The 19,310-nt window shown below is 66.8% G+C and carries 19 protein-coding genes and 1 tRNA gene; 6 read left to right on the forward strand and 14 right to left on the reverse strand.

What is annotated here, in order from left to right; translation table 11 throughout:
• Positions 1-139 precede the first annotated feature (139 nt).
• Positions 140-649: a GNAT family N-acetyltransferase gene (locus QXZ94_RS26595; RefSeq protein ID WP_006611902.1), complete on the forward strand. Its 510-nt coding sequence runs from the start codon at positions 140-142 to the stop codon at positions 647-649.
• 189 nt (positions 650-838) lie between these two features.
• A complete protein-coding gene (ppa, locus tag QXZ94_RS26600) occupies positions 839-1,375 on the forward strand; it encodes an inorganic diphosphatase (RefSeq protein ID WP_315723411.1) in 537 nt (178 codons plus the stop codon).
• Between the two features lie 119 nt (positions 1,376-1,494).
• Here ppa and folD read toward each other — a convergent pair whose 3' ends face one another.
• From folD to QXZ94_RS26615, 3 genes are all read right to left on the reverse strand, one after another.
• Positions 1,495-2,379, reverse strand: coding sequence for a bifunctional methylenetetrahydrofolate dehydrogenase/methenyltetrahydrofolate cyclohydrolase FolD (gene folD / locus QXZ94_RS26605; protein ID WP_315723413.1), 885 nt, complete (start codon positions 2,377-2,379; stop codon positions 1,495-1,497).
• 271 nt (positions 2,380-2,650) lie between these two features.
• Positions 2,651-2,980, reverse strand: coding sequence for a DUF167 domain-containing protein (locus QXZ94_RS26610; protein ID WP_315723415.1), 330 nt, complete (start codon positions 2,978-2,980; stop codon positions 2,651-2,653).
• Positions 2,981-2,994: 14 nt separating this feature from the next.
• Complete coding sequence (locus QXZ94_RS26615; RefSeq protein WP_172113021.1) at positions 2,995-3,285, reverse strand: YggT family protein; 291 nt, start codon at positions 3,283-3,285, stop codon at positions 2,995-2,997.
• 198 nt (positions 3,286-3,483) lie between these two features.
• Between QXZ94_RS26615 and QXZ94_RS26620 the strand changes: the two genes are divergently transcribed.
• A tRNA-Ala gene (locus QXZ94_RS26620) sits at positions 3,484-3,559 on the forward strand.
• Positions 3,560-3,693: 134 nt separating this feature from the next.
• Here the strand turns inward: QXZ94_RS26620 and QXZ94_RS26625 are convergent.
• The 6 genes from QXZ94_RS26625 to QXZ94_RS26650 all read right to left on the reverse strand — a co-directional run bounded on the left by QXZ94_RS26625 (position 3,694) and on the right by QXZ94_RS26650 (position 10,599).
• Complete coding sequence (locus QXZ94_RS26625; RefSeq protein ID WP_315726540.1) at positions 3,694-4,503, reverse strand: glutamine amidotransferase; 810 nt, start codon at positions 4,501-4,503, stop codon at positions 3,694-3,696.
• Between the two features lie 82 nt (positions 4,504-4,585).
• A complete protein-coding gene (locus QXZ94_RS26630) occupies positions 4,586-5,365 on the reverse strand; it encodes an SDR family oxidoreductase (RefSeq protein WP_315723418.1) in 780 nt (259 codons plus the stop codon).
• A gap of 206 nt (positions 5,366-5,571) precedes the next feature.
• Complete coding sequence (locus QXZ94_RS26635) at positions 5,572-6,039, reverse strand: TerB family tellurite resistance protein (RefSeq protein WP_315723420.1); 468 nt, start codon at positions 6,037-6,039, stop codon at positions 5,572-5,574.
• A gap of 128 nt (positions 6,040-6,167) precedes the next feature.
• Positions 6,168-7,583 carry an adenylate/guanylate cyclase domain-containing protein gene (locus QXZ94_RS26640; RefSeq protein WP_315723422.1) on the reverse strand — a complete coding sequence of 472 codons (1,416 nt, stop codon included), beginning with the start codon at positions 7,581-7,583 and terminating at the stop codon, positions 6,168-6,170.
• A 46-nt stretch (positions 7,584-7,629) separates the two neighbouring features.
• Positions 7,630-9,012, reverse strand: coding sequence for a cytochrome P450 (locus tag QXZ94_RS26645; protein ID WP_315723424.1), 1,383 nt, complete (start codon positions 9,010-9,012; stop codon positions 7,630-7,632).
• Positions 9,013-9,231: 219 nt separating this feature from the next.
• Positions 9,232-10,599 (reverse strand): hydrolase, encoded by a 1,368-nt coding sequence (locus tag QXZ94_RS26650; RefSeq protein ID WP_315723425.1) that lies wholly within the window; start codon positions 10,597-10,599, stop codon positions 9,232-9,234.
• Positions 10,600-10,801: 202 nt separating this feature from the next.
• Between QXZ94_RS26650 and QXZ94_RS26655 the strand changes: the two genes are divergently transcribed.
• Positions 10,802-12,478, forward strand: coding sequence for an MFS transporter (locus QXZ94_RS26655; RefSeq protein WP_315723427.1), 1,677 nt, complete (start codon positions 10,802-10,804; stop codon positions 12,476-12,478).
• 23 nt (positions 12,479-12,501) lie between these two features.
• Here the strand turns inward: QXZ94_RS26655 and QXZ94_RS26660 are convergent, their stop codons facing one another.
• Together QXZ94_RS26660 and QXZ94_RS26665 are read right to left on the reverse strand one after the other, a co-directional pair.
• The gene (locus tag QXZ94_RS26660) at positions 12,502-12,729 is read right to left on the reverse strand and encodes a hypothetical protein (protein ID WP_315723429.1); all 228 of its coding nucleotides are present in this window, start codon (positions 12,727-12,729) and stop codon (positions 12,502-12,504) included.
• Between the two features lie 128 nt (positions 12,730-12,857).
• A complete protein-coding gene (locus tag QXZ94_RS26665; RefSeq protein WP_172113012.1) occupies positions 12,858-13,145 on the reverse strand; it encodes a hypothetical protein in 288 nt (95 codons plus the stop codon).
• Positions 13,146-13,470: 325 nt separating this feature from the next.
• On the opposite strand from QXZ94_RS26665, the gene QXZ94_RS26670 reads away from it, so the two are divergent.
• Complete coding sequence (locus QXZ94_RS26670; protein WP_315723431.1) at positions 13,471-14,517, forward strand: polysaccharide deacetylase family protein; 1,047 nt, start codon at positions 13,471-13,473, stop codon at positions 14,515-14,517.
• A gap of 134 nt (positions 14,518-14,651) precedes the next feature.
• Here QXZ94_RS26670 and QXZ94_RS26675 read toward each other — a convergent pair whose 3' ends face one another.
• Positions 14,652-15,059 (reverse strand): hypothetical protein, encoded by a 408-nt coding sequence (locus QXZ94_RS26675; RefSeq protein ID WP_315723433.1) that lies wholly within the window; start codon positions 15,057-15,059, stop codon positions 14,652-14,654.
• 428 nt (positions 15,060-15,487) lie between these two features.
• Here QXZ94_RS26675 and QXZ94_RS26680 point away from each other — a divergent pair, with 428 nt between their 5' ends.
• Entirely contained in the window at positions 15,488-16,066 is a 579-nt protein-coding gene (locus QXZ94_RS26680) for a hypothetical protein (RefSeq protein WP_315723435.1), read from the forward strand.
• A 22-nt stretch (positions 16,067-16,088) separates the two neighbouring features.
• Here QXZ94_RS26680 and QXZ94_RS26685 read toward each other — a convergent pair whose 3' ends face one another.
• Together QXZ94_RS26685 and QXZ94_RS26690 are read right to left on the reverse strand one after the other, a co-directional pair.
• A complete protein-coding gene (locus tag QXZ94_RS26685) occupies positions 16,089-17,498 on the reverse strand; it encodes a GSCFA domain-containing protein (protein WP_315723436.1) in 1,410 nt (469 codons plus the stop codon).
• 474 nt (positions 17,499-17,972) lie between these two features.
• Entirely contained in the window at positions 17,973-19,304 is a 1,332-nt protein-coding gene (locus tag QXZ94_RS26690) for a hypothetical protein (RefSeq protein WP_315723438.1), read from the reverse strand.
• Positions 19,305-19,310: the final 6 nt, after the last annotated feature.

Here is a 19,310-nt window from a genome sequence, read left to right on the forward strand (position 1 = left end):
ACCGCCGCCACCCGACAATGTTGCGAAATTGTCCCTTTTCGGCACAGGTTTCCGCCACGGTGATGCCGAAAGTCCACAGGTTAACCGATCTTTAACGTGGCACCTTGAAGGCGGACCGCCGACTTGCTTTGATCTCGTCATGAGCACAACCCTGATCGAAGTCCGTCCGGCCAAGGCTGCAGATGCGGCTGCGGTGGCGTCAGCCCATGATGAAGCTTGGCGTTCTGCCTACCAGGGGATCATCCCCGGCGCAGAGCTGGAGAAGCTGATCAACCGTCGCGGCCCGCAATGGTGGGACAGCGCGATCCGCAAAGGCAGCCGCGTCAGCGTGCTGGTGTTCAACGACAAGGTCGCAGGCTATGCGAATTACGGCCGCAACCGCGCCCGCAGCCTGCACTTCGACGGCGAAGTCTACGAGCTTTATCTGCGACCGGAATTTCAGGGGCTGGGGTTCGGTCGCCGGCTCTTTCAGTCCGCCAAGCGCGATCTCGCGCAGAGCGGCCTGAAGAGCATGGTGGTGTGGGCGTTGTCCGACAACGATCCCGCCACCGAGTTTTACCGCGCGTTGGGCGGCCGCATGGTCGCGCGCTCGTCGGAGCGCTTCGGGCCGAAGTCGCTCGACAAGGTCGCCTTCGCCTGGACCAACTGAGTCCGGCGGAGTTGAGCTCTCGCCGCGTTAAGCGTTAACGCGGCGGTGAATTGAACTGAAGGTCAGGGATTGAGGTAGCTGTTGCGCAGCCGCGATTTTTTTGCGACTGCGAATGCGAGCGCTCGTCTTGCGGGCGTCCGACCCCTCAAACGTTCAAGTCCTCAAACGTTCAAGTTCTACGGAGCATCCATGCGCATCGACGCCATCCCGATCGGGAAAGATCCGCCGCGCGAGGTCAACGTCGTCATCGAAGTGCCTGTCGGCGGTGAGCCGATCAAGTACGAGCTCGACAAGGAAGCCGGCACGCTGATCGTCGACCGGTTCCTCTATACGGCGATGCGCTATCCCGGCAATTACGGCTTCATCCCGCATACGCTGTCGAACGATGGCGACCCGTGCGACGTGCTGGTCGCCAACACCCGCGCCATCGTTCCCGGTGCGGTGATGAGCATTCGACCCGTCGGCGTGCTGCTGATGGAGGACGAGGCCGGTGGCGACGAGAAGATCATCGCGGTGCCGTCCTCGAAGCTCACCCAGCGCTACGACAAGGTCCGCAGCTATTCGGACCTTCCGGACATCACGCTGCAGCAGATCCAGCATTTCTTCGAGCACTACAAGGATCTCGAGCCCGGCAAATGGGTCAAGGTGCTGCGCTGGGGCAATGCCGACGATGCCCATCAGCTGATCAGCGAGGGCATCGCCCGCGCCAAGGCGGCGAAGAAGTGACCTTGAGAGCGTTGGCAACAACGCTCGACAGGTCATTCCGGGATGCGCGAAGCGCAAGCCCGGACTCTCGAAATTCCGGGTTCAGCCGCTGCGCGGCTGCCCCGGAATGACTCTGCCTCCTACACCGCGGGCTTGGGCAGCCCGGCGATTGCGCAGGCGGCGCGCAGGGTGTTCACCAGCAGGCAGGCCACCGTCATCTGCCCGACGCCGCCCGGCACCGGCGTGATCGCCCCGGCAACGTCCGCGACCTCCGCATAGGCGACATCGCCGACCAGCTTCGTCTTGCCCTCGGCGGTCGGGATGCGGTTGATGCCGACATCGATCACGGTCGCGCCCGGCTTGATCCAGTCGCGCTTCACCATTTCCGGACGACCCACCGCCGCATAGACCAGATCGGCGCGCGCCGTGAGTGCCGGCAGGTCCCGCGAGCGCGAATGCGCGATCGTGACCGTGGCGTTCTCGTTCAGCAGCAGCTGCACCAGCGGGCGTCCGACCAGGTTGGAGCGGCCGATCACGATCGCATTCATGCCTTCCAGCGAGCCGTGCACGGTCTTGCTGAGGATGATGCAGCCGAGCGGGGTGCACGGCGCCAGCGCGGGCTGGCCGCCGGCGAGCCGGCCGGCATTGTGCGGATGCAGGCCGTCGACGTCCTTGGCCGGATCGATCGCGTTGATCACGACCTCGGTCTCCAGCCCCTTCGGCAGCGGCAGTTGCACCAGGATGCCATGCACCGACGGATCCTGGTTGAGCTTGCCGATCAGCGCCAGCAGCTCCGCCTGCGAAACGTCAGCGGGCAGCTTGTGCTCGAACGAGGCCATGCCGGCGGCCTGGGTCTGCGTGTGCTTGCTGCGGACATAGACCTCGGAAGCGGGATCGTTGCCGACCAGCACGACGGCAAGGCCCGGCGTCAGGCCGTGGTCGCACTTGACCCGCTCCACCTCGCTGGCGACCTGCGCCCGCAGATCGGCTGCGATGACTTTTCCGTCGATGATGCGTGCGGTCATTGCTCTACCTCGTCGTTCAACACAGTCTCTTGAGCGCACGACGCCAGCCGCAAGCACCCACCCTCCCCTGGAGGGGGAGGGTCGCTCGCACGCGAAGCGGGCGAGCGGGGTGGGGTGATCTCTCCACTCGCGCCGGTGCCATCGGAGAGATCACCCCACCCCGCCTCACACGCGCTTCGCGCCTGTGAGACGACCCTCCCCCTCCAGGGGAGGGTGAAGACCGCCGCTTGCAGCCGGAAGCGTCGATACGCTCGTCTTGCGTCTGCTCTGACTATTTGCCGGTGGGCTTATGGGCTACGATGGCATCGCGCAAGGCCTGATCGAGCGTCGACGGATCGCCGTCGATCGCCGCCTGCTTCAGCCGCGATGTCGTGCCCGAGGTGATTCGCACCGACTTCTTGGTGACGCCGATCGCCTTGGCCAGGAGCTCGGTCACGGCGCGATTCGCCTCGCCGCCGTCGGCGATCGCGCGCACCCGCACCTTGAGCACGCTGCGGCCGTCGGACAGGGTCTCGACGCCGTCAATCGCGTCGCGGCCGCCGCGCGGCGTCACCCGCAGCGCGACCGTCAGGCCGCCGGCCGCTGCGCGCCAGGGGTCCATCGCGGCGCGCGCGATCAGAAGACGTTGGGATAGATGTAGTAGGTGATGACCCGCTGGATCAGCATGATGATCAGGATCAGCACGATCGGCGAGATGTCGAGGCCGCCGAGATTGGGCAGCATGCGGCGGATCGGCGCCAGCACCGGCTCGGTGATTCGGTACAGGAATTCGGCGACGTTGGACACGAACTGATTGCGCGTGTTGACGACGTTGAAGGCGATCAGCCACGACAGAATCGCCGAGGCGATGAGCAGCCAGACATAGAGGTCGAGAACGATCAGAACGATGTCGAGAACGGCACGCATGCGGGTCCACTCGTGGGCGAGGTCGCGAATTCGACCTGCGACGCCCGGTAGATATCGGTTCCCCCCCGCCCAAACAAGGGACGCCGCCCGTCAAGGCTAACGGGCGATGTGAGCGTTCTTGACTTGACCGCTGCGCCCACTGTAAATGGCGCCCGATCTGCCGGCCGCCTTTTCCCACCATCGAAGCGGTCGTGTCACGGGGCCATAGCTCAGCTGGGAGAGCGCGTCGTTCGCAATGACGAGGTCGGCGGTTCGATCCCGCCTGGCTCCACCACGCTTCGCCCTTCGGGCTACGCGTGGCGCAGCCACGCAACAGCCCGAGGGGCGAAGCGTGGTGCCCGGCGAAGCCCCTTGGCGAAGCCGGGCTGACTCAGCCCTCAAAAGCCAATCGTCCGGAAAGCGCGCCCGCTACTCTGCAGCCTCCGCCATCACCGCAACCGGTTCGCGCGCCAGCCATCCGTCCAGGAAGTGCTTCAGCCACACCCGCTCGGCGGCATCGTGCACCGCGCGACCTTCGAAATGGTGATGGCGCGGACGGGCACCGGGCGTGTCCAGCCGGGCATGGCCGCGCGTCGTCCAGCGGCACATCATCGCGTAGGTGACGTCGGGGTGGAATTGCAGCCCGGTGGCGTTGTCGTATTGATAGGCCTGGACGGGAAAGTCGCCGCCCTCGGCCAGCAGGTCGGCGCCGGCGGGCAGGTCGAAGCCCTCGCGATGCCAGTGATAGACGTTGTCGGGCCAATGCGGGCACAGCTTCTGCCCGGCCCGCGTCGGGCGGATCGGATAATAGCCGATCTCGGCGCGGCCCTGGGGATGCGGGGCGACCTGCGCGCCGAGCTGGACGGCCAGCATCTGCGCGCCCAGGCAGATCCCCAGGAACGGCCGCTGCTCGCGCAACGGCACCTCGATCCAGTCGATCTCGCGACGGACGAAATCATCCGGATCATTCGCGCTCATCGGACCGCCGAAAATAACGGCACCTGCGTGCTCATCGAGCGTTTCGGGCAACGGGTCGCCGAAACGCGGCCGGCGGATATCGAGCGGATAGCCACGGGCGCGCAGCGCGTTGCCGATGCGTCCCGGGCTCGACGTCTCCTGGTGCAGGATGATGAGGACGGGCCGGCGCGGCGCAGCCGCCGGGGCTGGCTTCGGGTGGAGATGCCGAACGTCCGCCTTGGCGGTCCCGTTCGGTTGCAGCGAAGGGTATGGCCTGAGCATCACCTGGCGATCATAGCTAAGCGAAGGTTAACGGTGCGTGAGCAAGTCGACATCGCCGAAGCAAGCGCCGGGCCAGCGTCCGTCAACTCCGTTTCAGCTGCAGCCGACCGACCGCGTCGAGGATGAAGCCGCGCGGGAACCAGCGCAGCAGGAACGGCACGATCTTGATGCCGATCCCAGGCAGCACCACCCGCTTGTCGGCCATCAGGCCGCGATAGCCGGCTTCGGCCACAGCCTTCGGGGGCACGTTGAGAATCACCGAGTCGACTCCCGGCTTGAAGCCGGCGCGGTCCTGGAATTCCGACGGCACCGGACCGGGGCACAACACGGTGACCCGCACGCCATGCGGCGCCAGCTCCTTGCGCAGCGCCTCGGTGAACGAGATCACATAGGCCTTGGAGGCGTAATACACCGCCATGCCCGGTCCGGGCAGGAAGCCGGCGACCGAGCCCAGGTTGAGGATGCCGCCCTTGTTGCGGATCAGCTGGTCGGAAAAGCGCAGCGACAGTTCGGTCAGAGCCCGGACGTTGACCGCGATCATGTCGAGCTGCTCGGTGCGGTCGAGCTGCACGGCCTTGCCGAACAGGCCGAAGCCGGCATTGTTGACGAGATAGTCCAGTTCGACTCCGGCCGCCGACAGGGCGGCCTCGATCGTCGCGCCGGCGTCGGGCGAGGTGAGATCGCAGGGAATGACGAGCGGCGCCGGGCCGCCCTTGGCGGCGATCTCCTGCGCCAGCGCCGCAAGACGGTCCTCGCGCCGCGCCGTGAGCGCCAGACGGTGTCCATTGGCGGCAAACACACGGGCCAACTCGGTCCCGATCCCCGCCGATGCCCCCGTTACGAGCGTGACACGTTCACCCACAATCCCTGCTCTTCGATCACATTCCAAACATCATCCGATTGCGGCGGACGAGAGCATAGGCAGGCGGGAACATGCAAGCCGCCGCAAAATGCGGGCGAGCGTCCAATCGCCGCAATAGTTACGGATTCACATAGGTTTACATGAACAAGGAATGCCCGGAACAAAATTAAAGTTTGTTCATCTGGAGTTCCGGGAGCCCGACGGCATCAGCCCGGATCGGTGGCGCGGCGCGCCGCCACCCGGTGCTTCAGGTCGACGCGGTCGCGTGCGGAGATGCCGAGCAGCTCCGAGGCGCGCCAGACCACGTTGTCCTCGAACTCGGTCACCTTGCCGTCGGCATAGACCAGCTGCCACATCATCTCGACGATGCGCAGGCGGCCGGCCTCGTCGACCTCACGCATGATGACGCTGGTGAAACGATAGAGATCGACCGCGTCGCCCTCCGCCAGCATGGCCTGGGCGATCAGCCGGTCGGCGCTGCCGGGATCGAGCCCGAAGCGCAGCTCGATCAGGCTGTGCAGCTTGCGCCGCTCGGCCGCGCTCGGCTCGCCGTCCAGCGAGATCACGTGGATCAGCAGCGCGGTCGCCGCCAGCTGATAGCCGTTGTCGTCGAACGCCGGCGTCTGCTGCGGCGAAACGACGTCGGCGATGAATTGGCGCAATCCCTCGAGCATGGCGTCCTTCGGCTATCGCATTCGCGGGCGGGCGGTTCGGCCGTCCTGCTGACGACTATCATATGCGACCGCGAGCGGCGCTCGGCAATGCGTCGCGGCTCGGCCGGCGCATGACATTTCGGTAAGCGTTACGGTATTTCGTAGACCATCATCCGGTCGGCGATGCCGCGCAGCGCGGCCTGCTTCTGGATCGGTGCGATCCTTGCCGCGCTCAGGATGTCCGCCACCCCCGGGCTCTGGATCACCGGTGCGGTGAGATGAATCTCCTGCGCGGTCGACAGGCTTTGCACGCGGGCGGCGATGTTCACGGTCTGGCCGAAATAATCCTGGCGGTCGTTGAGCATCACCGCAAGGCACGGCCCTTCATGAATCCCGATCTTGACCACGAGGTCCTCGGTGCCGCGCTCGGCGTTGAGCCGCTGCATCGCCGCGCGCATGCGCAGGCCTGCTGACAGCGCATGCTCGGGCTTGATGAACGTCGCCATCACGGCATCGCCGATCGTCTTCACGACCGCGCCTTTCTCGGCATTGATGATCTCGAGCAGCACGCGGAAATGCGCGCGCACCAGATCGAACGCCGCGAGATCGCCGACGCGCTCGTACAGTGCGGTCGAGCTCTTGAGATCGGTGAACAGGAAGGTCAGCGAGGTGATCTTCAGCCGCTGGTCGATGTTGAGATTGTCGGCCTTGAACACGTCGCGGAAGGTCTGGTTGGACAGCATCCGCTTGGCGGTCAGGAACGGCTTGCGCCGGCCGATCAGGTGATGCAGCGCATCCGCCGCCACCATCACGGTCGGCAGCGTGCGCACGCGCGCCTTGTTGTCGAGCGCGAGCTGCAACGGTCCGGGACGGAGCACCGTGGTCTCGACCGCGGCGCGCCCGCCGTCATATTTGAGGACGAGCTGCTGCACCTCGTCGGTCGGCGCGCCCTGCACGTCGATGAAATGCGCGGCATGGGTGACCGGCTCGAACACGATGATGAACTGCGGCGGCAAGGTCAGCGATATCGTCGTATGATCGCCGGCGGCAAGTTCGCGGGTGTCGATCACGACCTCGTTCGACAGCGCAGCCATCGACGTTTCGTCGAACTCGACGCCGGAGCTCCAGAACACCTGCTTGAAATAGTCCCACACCGGAAGCGAATGCGGGTCGTGGGCGGCGATGCGCCGGACCCGCGGGCTTACCGTGAATGCCGCCTCGACCTGCTGGTCGACGGTCGCCTCGTAGCCGCAGGCGCACAGCCCGCATTGATACTCGTCAGACCGCAGCGATTTTAGCGTGCCATGCGCGTCGAGCACGCCGCCGCAACCGGGGCACAGCACGTTCCAGGTCAGGTCGAACAGGCCGGCGCGCGAGGCATGGATGAAGCCGGAGATCACGCGCTCCTCGTCGAGGCCGGTGCGACCCGCGAAATCCAGCACGTTGATGCGGTTCAGCTCGTGATCGGCGCCTTCGGCGATTAGCCGCGCGATGGCGTCCGACACGGCCGGATCGGCCGCGTCGCCGGAAGCAGAAAACTTCACGGCCGCCGCGCTCAAGGACATCCGGATCAAATAAGGCGCGACCGGTCGGAATGCCAGACGCAACCGCTCAACGGGGCGTGATCCTGAACGGCGGCGAGCGGTTCGGCTGCGTCGTCACCACCCCCACAGGCATGACCGGCTCGCGATCGACGAGCTCGATCCTGAACGCGCCGACCAGCCGCGCCAGCGCGAGCACCGCCTCGACCAATGCGAAATGCGCGCCGATGCAGACGCGCGCGCCGGCGCCGAACGGCAGGTAGGCGAAGCGCTCCGGCGGCGGCGCGCCGGGCAAGAAGCGCTCGGGCATGAAGGCGTTGGGCGCCTGCCACAGCCGCTCGTGCCGGTGCAGCAGCCATGGCGAGATCAGCACCACGTCGCCACGCTTGACCTGGAACTCGGCGATCTGGTCCGGACCGCTCGCGGCGCGCGCAATCAGGAAAGCCGGCGGATAGAGCCGCAATGTCTCGTCGATCACCGCGCGCGTGAACGGCAGCTGATCGGGATTGCCGAGATCCGCAGCGCCGCGAGCCTCCTGCGCCAGCCGCTCCTGATTGGCCGGATCGAGCGCGATCAGATACAGCGCCCAGAACAGCGCCGTCGCGGTGGTCTCGTGTCCGGCGAGGATCATGGTCGCGACCTCGTCGGCGAGCTGCGCATCGGTGAATGCAGCCCCGGTCTCGGGATCGCGCGCTGCCCCCATCAGGTCGAACAGGTCGCGCGGCGGAGCATCCTCCAGCTTGCCGGCGGCACGGCGCTCGGCCATCAGCGTGGCAATGAAATCGGTCCAGCGCTTGCGGAACCGCCGGCGCGCGAAGTCGCGCGGCGTCGGCCAGGACAGCGGCAGCACGATATCGAGCAGGTGCGGAGCCGCCAGCCGCTCGCCATATTCGTAGACGAAGTCGCGCAAGGTCGCGCCGTGGCGGCCCATCTCGAACGAGAACATCGTCCGTCCCGCGATGTCGAGCGTCATCCGCTGCATGATCTCGCGCAGATCGAGCGGCTGGCCGCATTGCTGCTGCAGCCGGGCGACCGTCTCGTCGGTCACCGCGATCATGTGCGGAACGAGGCCCGAGACGGCGCGCGGCGTGAACGCCGGCGCCAGCGTGCGGCGCTGGTGCTTCCAGGCCCGGCCCTCGGCGATCAGCAGGCCCTCGCCGAGCACGGGACGCAGCACGCGGATGGCGCCGACGGTGCGGGCGTAGTTCTCCCAATTGTCGACCAGCACGTGCTTGATGGTCTCGGGCGTATTGAGGATGTAGCTGGAGTTGCCCAGGAAGCGGCCGCGGATGATCTCATCCTCATAGGCGCGCTGGCTCCAGGTCGCGATCGCGTTGTCGCCCATCATCAGCACGCGACGCAAGGCGCCCATGCTGTCGGGCGCGCGTGGCGGCGCCGGAGGAATCAGTGGTGACCGGGCCTGCGACAGATAGTGGATCTCGGCGGCGCTCATCGGCGGCCTCGCGCGGCTGTGATGCGCCGTGAGCAGCCGAACGGCGCCGTGACGTCGGGGCTCGCGAGCGCGCCGACGCGAGGCGAGCCGCAGCGCGGTGGACCGGCAAGGCCGGCCCTAAGCGTCCCGGAGGCAATCGCGTCGCCAGCGTTGCGGTTCGAAAGGGGAAGCGCGATGTCGCGCTTCCCGATGCCGTGATGTATCATCCTACTCCGGTAACTAATTAGTCAGCTCGATCATCGCAATCCTACTTTCCGATGCTGGCCAAAGACGGGCGGCGATGCGTTCCTCATTGAACAGTCCGATGACGGTTCGTCCGATGTCGCCCGCCGGCAGCCGCAATGTCGTTGCCGCATCCGTAGGTACTCCCTTCTGTACGTCGGCAGGTTCCTTGCCGTCGAGCAGCACGATGTCGCGCGGCAGGCCAAAATAGCCGCGCGGCCTGACCATGATGACGATGGCGCCCGCGCCGGCGTCGGCCTGGCCCAGCGGTCGCGCCGCGCGCAGATGCACGACATCGGACGAGCGCGGGAACGGCGAGCGGTAAAAATGCGTGATCGGCGCGCCGGGCGAGGTCAGCACGATCTCGATATGGGAGGTGGGATCGATCTCCGCAGGACCCCAGCGTCCGTCGGCGCCGGTCTGGCCGCGGTACACCGCCTCGCCATTGCGCGCGCCGGTCTCGCCCGAGACGCGATAGACCTCCACGGTGGCGCCGGTCACGGGACGGTTGGTCGGCGCACCGCCCGGCGTGCCCGTGACGAGGCCGCTGATGCGCACCTCGCGCTCGGGCTGCACCGCGATGAACGCCGGCTCACGGCCGGCGATGAATTTGTAGATCTCGCGGAACGCGCGCGGATGGAATGCGACCTCGCGATGATCGAGCGCACCGATCACGAGGTTGGTCGCGCCCTTCAGGGCCGGGCCCTCGGCGGTGATGCCGGTGGGCACGCCGGGCTTGCCGACCAGCCGGCCATCGGCCTGCGCATATTTGTCGAGCCCGTCGCTGCGCAGGGTCAGGAAGGCGGTGCCCGCCGTCACCTCGCTGTCGCCGGAATTCAGAGAGCGCAAGAACGGGCCGCGGCCGTTGAACTCGCTGCCGGGGCTGTCGTCCCAATCGAACACGCCGTGATTGGGCGTGCCGCACAGCACGGCATGGCTGACGTCGGCGCCGCCGCCATTCTTCACGACGTTGCGGATTGCGTTGCCGCCGCGCGAGCTGCCGACCAGCGCCACGCGCGCAGCTCCCGTGCGCTCCTTGAGCGCCTTGATGGCTTCAGCCAGCTCGCGGCGCTGGTCGTCGGTCGAGGAGCGGTTCGGCTGCGCCACGGCGTCGTCGTTGCGCGCCAGCGGATCGGTGAAGTTGAGCGCGGCGAGCCGCGTGCGCGGCACGCCGTTGGATTCCATCCGCCACAGCGCCGTCAGCCACAGCGCGGCATGATCGCCATTGCCATGCACGAACAGAACGGGGGGAATATCGCCCGATGCCGCGGCCGCGGTCTGCGCGGCGGCTGGTAAGGCCAGACCGCTCGTGAGCAAGGGCAGGGTTCCAATGCTCTGCAGCATGGTGCGGCGCGTCAACGTCATCGGCGGTCTCCCTCGGGTCGTTTTTTGGGTCGCGTTGATTTGTGTTCGTTGTCCGCCGTCGGGATGCAAAGCCGGGGGTGAGCACTGGACAGCGGCGGACATTCGCAGGCATCACATACGTCCGGCCGGAATCAAGCGATAGTTCAATGCGACAGAGTCCGATGCGACGTTCAAGCCGAGCTGCCGACGTGGAGCGACCTGCATGAATGCACCGCAGAAACGGGAGCTGTTCGCGCCCGAGAGCATTGCCGCGCCGCTGCGACACGCCGTGTTCCGCCGCATCTGGCTGGCGAGCCTGCTGTCGAATCTGGGCCTCTTGATCCAGGCGGTCGGCGCCGCCTGGGCGATGACGCAGATGACGTCGTCGGCCGACAAGGTCGCCCTGGTGCAGACCGCCTTGATGCTGCCGATCATGTTGATCTCCATGCCCGCCGGCGCCATCGCCGACATGTATGACCGGCGCATCGTCGCGCTGGCGGCGCTGGCCCTGGCGCTCGCGGGCGCCGTGACGCTGACGGTGCTGGCCTGGCTCGGTCTCGTGACGCCTGAGCGCCTGCTGGCGCTCTGCTTCGTGGTCGGCAGCGGCATGGCGTTGATGGGCCCGGCCTGGCAGTCCTCCGTCAGCGAGCAGGTGCCGCCGGAGACGCTGCCCGCCGCCGTCGCCCTCAACGGCATCAGCTACAACATCGCGCGCAGCTTCGGCCCGGCCATCGGCGGTGTCGTCGTCGCTGCCGCGGGGGCGGTCGCAGCCTTTGCCGCCAATGCGCTGCTGTATCTGCCGCTGCTGGCGGCGCTGTTCCTGTGGCGGCGCGTGGTCGAGCCGAGCCGACTGCCGCGCGAGCCGCTCAACCGCGCCATGGTGTCCGGCGTCCGCTACATCCTCCATTCGCCGTCGATCCGCATCGTGCTGATCCGCACGCTCGTCACCGGCCTCATCGGCGGCTCGATCTCGGCGCTGATGCCGCTGGTCGCCCGCGACCTGCTGCATGGCGGCGCGCAGACCTACGGCATCATGCTCGGCGCCTTCGGCATGGGCGCCGTGATCGGCGCACTCAACATCGGGGAGATCAGGAAGCGGCTGTCCGGCGAGGCGGCGATCCGCAGCTGTGCACTCACGCTCGGCGCCGCGACGGCCGCCGTGGCGCTGAGCACCGAGCCGGTGCTGACGGCGGCGGCGCTCGTGATTGCCGGCGCGGTGTGGATGCTCGCCGTCGCGCTGTTCAACATCGGCGTGCAGCTGTCGGCGCCGCGCTGGGTCGCCGGCCGCGCGCTGGCCGCGTTCCAGGCGGCGATCTCCGGCGGCATCGCCATCGGCAGCTGGGGCTGGGGCCGTCTCACCGACGCGGCCGGCGTCGAGGTCGCCCTGCTGGTGTCCGGCGCGCTGATGATGGTGTCGCCGCTGCTCGGCCTGTGGCTGCGGATGCCGCCGGTGGGCGCCCGCAACGAGGACGGCGAGACCCTGGCCGATCCGGAGGTGCAGCTCGAGCTGACGCCGCGCTCGGGGCCGCTGGTGGTGGAGATCGAGTACCGCGTCGCCGAGGACAACGCCCGCGCCTTCCACGATCTGATGCAGGAGGTGCAGCTCAGCCGCCAGCGCAACGGCGCCTATGGCTGGTCGATCGCGCGCGACATCGCCGATCCGGAATTGTGGACCGAGCGCTATCACTGCCCGACCTGGATCGACTATCTGCGCCAGCGCAACCGCTCGACCCGCGCCGAACGCGAGCTGCACAAGCGCGCGATCGATTTCCACATCGGCGCCGATCCGGTGCGCATCCGCCGCATGCTGGAACGCCCGTTCGGATCGGTGCGCAGCCGCGACGACATCGACCGCACCGCCGAGCAGGCGCCGGCGGTGGCTGCCCGCAGCGGGCCGTAGCCGACGCATCGGCGGAACGGACGTTACTGCCCGTGATCGGTGAGCACCTTCTCGCACGCCTTGGACAGCTTGGCGCGGTGCTCCTTCAAGCAGGCCAGGACGGCCTGGTCGCCGTTGTTCATCACCGCCCGGCAATGTCGCGAGACGTCGCGCGCGCAGGCATCCTGGCCGGGCTGCTGCTGGGCCGATGCCGCCGACGCCAGCAGGACGAGGGGCAGCACAAGGGGAATGACCACCGCAAATTTGCTCATGACTGACGCCTCGCTCCCGGCATTTGAAGGTTCGCGGCGCTTTTAGTGGTCACAACCGGGCCTCGCAAGCGCCTCGGTCGCAGCCGGGGCGCGCAAGGGGGAGAGCAAGGAAGCCCTGCACGCCGGCCTCAGTCGGCGGCGCCGGCCTCGGCGACCTTGCCGCCCCGCCGGGACACCTCCTTGTCGAGCACCGTGCGGCAGCCGCTGCTGAGCGAGGAGCGGTTCTTGATCATGCAGGCGGTGATCGCCGGAATGTTCGGGATCTCGCTGCTGCAGAGACGGAAGGCGTCGCCGGTGCACATCTGCTGCGCCTCGGCGCTGAAGGCGAAGCTGGCGCTCGACGCGAAGGTCGAGAGGGCGGCGGCGCCGACGACCGTCAGAACGGCGTTGCGCAGAAGATTGGCGGACTTCGTCATGGCTGGCTCCCATCGGCTCCGCATCAGCGCGGGCCCCGTGTTCAATGCGTCCATCATGGCCTGAGCGCTCTCTAGCAACAGTGACGCGGGTCACGCCAGATCGGGCCATTCAACCCCGGCCGTCGCGTGGCGCAGGCCGATGGCCGCGGCGACATGTCGCTCCGGTGAACCCCCGATGTCAGCCCCGCATGATCCTGGAAATCTTGGCCGATCCTGGCCGTGTTGGCACCGCGTTAAGGATTCGTTGGCACTAATGGAAGCTAATCGAAGGTACCGGACGGCGTCGAAGTCCGGCATCCGTATCTCGCGTTCGGGAAGAGTAACCATGCGTAATGCGTTAGGCTTGCTGCTGGCCACCGTCGTCGGGGCGCTGGCGATCACCGGTGTCTGGTATTGGGTTTCGAAGCCGAACGCCGCCAAGGCCACAGCGCAAAGCGCGGCCGCAAAACCCTCCGAGCTCGCACCGCCGCCCGCCGCGAAGGTCGCCGCCAAGGGCGCCAAGGACGATGTCGAATACACCGGCACCGTGCCGACGCGCATGGCCGCAGCCGCCCAGGCGCCGGTGCAGCCGAAATCGACCTGCGCCAACCCGGACGCGCTCGGCGTCTCGCGCACCGTCGTTGTCGACACCACCGGCGGTCCCGGTTTCGGCCTCGATCACTTCAAGCAGTTCGACTTCCTCGCCGACCGCGAGGTGGTGCTGACCTTCGATGACGGCCCGTGGCCGGTCAACACGCCCGCGGTGCTCAAGGCGCTGGCCGACGAGTGCACCACCGGCATCTTCTTCACCATCGGCAAGCACGCGACCTATCATCCGGAGATTCTGCGCCAGGTCGCGGCCGCCGGTCATGTCGTCGGCGTGCACACCTGGTCGCACGTCAATCTCAACGGCAAGAAGATGACCGACCAGACCGCGAAGGACGAGCTGGAGAAGGGGATCAGCGCGGTCAAGTTCGCGCTTGGCGGCACCAGCCCCGCGCCGTTCTTCCGCTTCCCGCAGCTGCAGCACCGTCCCTCGGCCGTGGCCTATCTCGGCAGCCGCAACGTGGCGATGTTCTCCTGCGACGTCGACAGCTTCGACTTCCGCTCCAAGGATGCCGACCAGGTCGTCAACACGGTGATGACCGGGCTCGACAAGAAGGGCAAGGGCATCATCCTGATGCACGACTTCCAGAAGAACACGGCGCTGGCGCTGCCGGCGCTGCTGCGGCGGCTGAAGGCCGGCGGCTACAAGGTCGTCGCGATGAAGCCGAAGGGCACGCTCGACACCTTGCCTGAATACGACGCGATGGTCGGGCAGGATCCGAAGCTGCCGACCACGATGACCAATGCGCGGCCGATCTCGAGCGTGATCCAGACCGTCTCGCAGTGATGCCCCGCTGCACGGTGGCGACGCGCGAAGGCCGGGCATTGCCCGGCCTTTCTCGTTTCGTGGCGAGAGCATGATCCGGAAAAGTGGTAACCGGTTTTCCGAAAAGATCATGCTCGGACAAAGTGATCGACGGCTCACCAATAGATGCCGTGGCGATGCAGCTCGCGGACGATGCGGGCTTCGGTCCAGCTCTTGCGAGGCTTGCTCGCGCGCGCCGATTTCGACCGCCGCGAGGATGTCTGCACCGCACGGGCCGGCTCGGCTGCCGCCGCCGCAGCGACGGCGGGCTGCGGAGCGGTTGGCGCCGCTGCCGCCGCCGGCGCCGCCGGCGCAGCCGGTTGCACGGCGGGCTGGACCGGCGCTGGCGCAGCCGGCACCGGCGCCGGGGTGACGGAGATATCGCCGGCCTGCTGCACATAGACCGGGCGCGGCGCGGGTGCGGCGGTGTCGCTCGATGACAGCGACAGGCTGCGCGTCCCGTCGGCCTGCGCGACGGTGGCGGATGCGAGCACCAGGGCTCCGACCAGGATGATCTGACGCATTGTGAAAGCTCCCCTCGTTGACTGCGGAGAGGTTTAGACGCCGGCGCGCGGCATGAATGTGATTCCGGTCACGCTCCGCGCTGCAAGCCTGAATTGAACCTCAGCCGCCGGCACGTCATCGCGGCACCGGGCACCACTTTTTTCAGAACCTTTTTTCAGCTGCTGCGACTTCCGATGAGGACGAGCAGGAGCGCAGGGACGCGTTCGTCGACATCCGGACCACCGATCATCACGGCACGGGCGCGCGGGGCGCACGGCATGCGGTCACCCAGGCTGGCTACTAAAATACCGTCACGGCGAGATGTTCCATGGTCACGGAACTATCCCGAGCCAGGGGTATCTTGTCTGCATACGTCCTGTTCGTTGGTGCTGTTCAGCACGTTCGCCGAATCCGATATGTCAGTCCTGTTGCGGGAAGGGATAGGCGCATGCGCCGGATCATGATTGCAGTTCTGTGGTCGGCCGTCGGCCTGTTGGCCAGCCATGGCCAGGGGGCGGCGCAAGGCGGCGAGAACGAGGTCGAGGAGATCTACATCGCTCGCACCGTGCGCCACGGCCGCGTGGTGCCGTCCGATTTCTGCGCGCCGACCAAGACCGGCTTTGCCCCGGCGCTGGAGGACCAGCTCTCGGTCCATGCCGTCAACGTGCAGCCGGGCGACGGCCGGATGACCGGCAGCCCCGACAAGAGCATCGGCGAGATGCGGGTGTGCATCGGCCAGGCGATGGACCCGACCTTGCTCGGCACCTACACCGAAGGCCAGTTCAACGGCATCGCCTTCACCGGAATCGGCGATTGCCGGCTGGTGCGCGGCAACCAGCCGGAGGAGGGCCTGCTCACCCACCGCTGTTTCATGTCGCTGTCGGGATTGCCGGCGCCCTATGTCGGCGGCTTCCTGATCTCGAGCTCGCTGTACTCGAAGACGCCGTTCGGAACCGAGAGCTCGCCGCCGGGCTATGCCCAGGCCGGCATCCTGGTCATCAGGCTCTGGAAGAAGCGGCTGCCCTGAGGCAGCCGTTCGAACCTCTGGCTCAGGCCGGCGAGAACGTCTGCACGAACGCGCGCACCGTGGCCGACACCTTGTCCTCGGAGACGTGCCAGGCGGCGCCGTCATCGGCGGCGAAGAAGCTGGAGGCGTTGGAGCCGCCCCAGCGGAACACCTCGAACGACGGCCAGTACCAGATGTCCTCGAGGTTGGAATTGTTGACGATCTCGTGGGCGACCAGCCGCATCGTGCTCTTCGACAGGCAGTCGGCCTGCACCACGGACTCGTATTCGAACGACGTCAGCAGCGGCACCGGCGACACCGTGACGATCACCTTGATGCCCGGCCGGATGCTGCGGACGAAGTCGATCAGGTAGCGCACGTTGTCGACGTTCTCCTGCACGCTGGCGGTGCGGAACTTGTACTTCTCGGCCAGCGCCCGCGAGTTCAGCGCGGTCGGCCTGGGGAGCACGAAGGCGCCGGTCTCGCGGTCGAAGAACGCCGCGGCGACGCCGAGCGTCAGGATGAAGACGTCGGCCTGCTTGATGACGGCCAGCGTGTTCTCCTGGCTCGATCCCGGCGGCAGCAGCTCGACGATGCGCTCGCGAATCTCCGGATCGATCTTGGCGCCGCGCAGCCAGTCGACGAACACGCGGTTGGCGAAGGTCGTGTTGATGTATTCCGAGATCTCCATGTGGTGGCTGTTGTAGCCGCTGTCATTGAGGCTCTTGGAGAGGTTGCGCGCGAAGCACGAGCCCATGGTGAAGAAGCGCGTGCTCTTGTCGAGGAATTTGGGCGCGGCGGCGAGGTTGACCGCGATGTGCTTGGTGATCAGCGTCTGCAGGTCGCCGAGGAAGTCCTTGGTCTCCGGATAGCGGCCGACCTTGGCGCGGCCGGCCTTGGCGTCCTTCGCCGTATTGCCCTTCTTGGCGTTGGTGCGCGCCAGCTCCAGCGTCTCGCGGTTGAGCGGGTTGTCGTAGGCCGGGTTGAGCTTGATGGCCTTCTCGAGCGCGCCGACCGCCTCCTCGAACTCGTTGTTCTGGGTCAGGATCTCGCTGAGCGAGAAATAGTCGGCGGCGTCGTTGGAGGCGGCCGCGAGCTTGCGGAACAGCTCCATCGACCGCGTGAACGGGCCGACATGGCTGCAGCGCACCGCCGCGCTGCGGATCAAATGCAGATTGCCTTCCGTGGCCTGCTCGAAGATTTCGGGGTTCTCGTCGAGGATCGCCAGCATCATGTCGCGCGCCTCGGCGCGCTTCTTGTGCGAGCCGTCGTCGATCAGCTGCGCATAGATGAAGCGCGCGTTGATGTCCTTGGGCTCGAGCTCGAGCAGCTTCTGGAAGGCGAGCTGCGCGCTGACGAAGTCCTTGTCCTCGATATATTTGTAGGCGAGCGTCCGGATCTGGCCGACGATCGCTTGAAACTGGGTGTGGCTGTCGAGGGCAGTGGTGCTCATGTCGAGGCTCGCCTTTGTGTCTCGCTCGTCGCGCGTTGCGTTCCGGCCGTCGATCCGGCGTGCGGCGGCCAACAGAGCCGCCATCGCCAGGCGTCGGGTCGAATCGTCACGCGCGCAAGCGTTGCGGCGCCGCGAGTGGGACGTCCCGACCATGGCCTTTCGGATACTGATCGCCACCGGCAGGGCCGCTGGCGTACGCCCGAGCGCGACCGGCACCTGGGGGATTCGAACGTGACGGATGGTTTCGTCCGGATCGCCGCCTGCTGCCAGTGCGGGTATCTGCCCCGCGGCTCGCGCCGAACGATGGGGCGATTTGGGTTAAGCAATTCTTAACCGGTGAACGAAGCGGGGGGGAGCGCGGAGGAGGCAGACGAAACCGGCTGGTGCGCAAGAGGGCGCCCCGCTGTGGGCACATCGTTCTGACGTGCCTCGCGAATCTCTGCGCGATTTTGGAGAAGTCCGATCGCAGTGGAGCTACTGCGCGCGACCATGAAAGTCGTACAGTGCCGTTTCGCCATAGGTGTCGCGGAGCCAGACACCACGGTCTTTCTGCAGGAAGCCGATGGCGTTGAGAGGTCCAGGCCACGGCAGACGGGTGCGTTGCACGATCGTCCCGTCGCTCATGGAAACCAGGGCCACGCGCGCGTGCGGATCAGACGCGTCGTCGGGAAGTCCGACGAGTGCATGGCGGCCGTCCTCGCTGATGGCGGGATTGGGAAAATGCTGGGGGTAGGAGCTGGGAGCCGCGCGAAGCGCCCAGAGCTGCCGCCCCGTGGCGAGATCATACAGCGCCGCGATCTCTCTTTCGGCCGGCTTGCAGGTCCAACTGTACGGCACTCTTCGCAGACTGCCGTCGGATTCGGCCCTGACGATGGGGTCACAGGGGTTCCGGACGATCAGCAGGCGCGAGCCGTCGCGCGAGATGATCATCTTGTTGTGGCGCTCCTGTGGGTCGGAATAGGGATTGGGCAGCGTCCGTGGCGACTCGCCCTGCGTCCACACGACCCATTTGTCGAGCGCGCTCACCACCGCGCGGAGCTTGCCGCTCGGCAGCCGCGTGGCCGCCGCGTTATGGACGTTGGCGATATCGTAGGCGTCCTTGAGGCCGGCGACGACGTTGAACGGCATCGTATCCAGAACGACGCCCCGCTTGGCATCGATGATGGCGAAGGTCGGACGTTTGTCGTGGCGCTGCGGTTGATAGGACGCGCCTCTTGCTCCGAAATAGGCCAGCGCCAGGCCGTCACCATCCGCCCAGAGTAGACCGTCCAACGGGCCCGCCTCATGCCGCGGGACCTCGAACAGGCGAATGCTGCGATCTGCGAGGGAAATGAACATCGGTTGCAGCCCGGTGCCGGCGATGCCGTTCTCGCCGATTTTTTCCCGCGTCGCAGTCCAGATGCCCGCCGAGTCCGACGACCATCCATAGGCCGGAATCGAGCCGAGAGCCTGGCCAAATTGCCACAACGGACCCATGGCCAGGGTGTGGCTGCTCCAGCCATCATGCGCATCGAGCCGCGCGACGTGCAGCACCTTGCGCTCTGCCGCATAGTGAGTGCCGCCCTGAAGGTACATGACCGCGCTGCCATCCGGCGACACCATGGCCATCTCTTGAGAGTTGCACTCGATGCGCTGGCAAAAGACCTTTGCCAGCTCGAGCGGACCTTGGCCGTCCGTCGTTGGGTCCAGCGCGCGGACCCAACGATCGTCGCAGTTGATCCACTCGACAGCTTGGGCCGGCTCCGGCCGGTTGCAGCAGGCGACCGCGATCAGCAGAACCGAAACGACAACCAGGAGCTTCTTCATGGTCCT

It is taken from the genome of Bradyrhizobium sp. SZCCHNS2022 (assembly GCF_032377575.1).
In the GTDB taxonomy this organism is placed as follows: Bacteria; Pseudomonadota; Alphaproteobacteria; order Rhizobiales; family Xanthobacteraceae; genus Bradyrhizobium; species Bradyrhizobium aeschynomenes.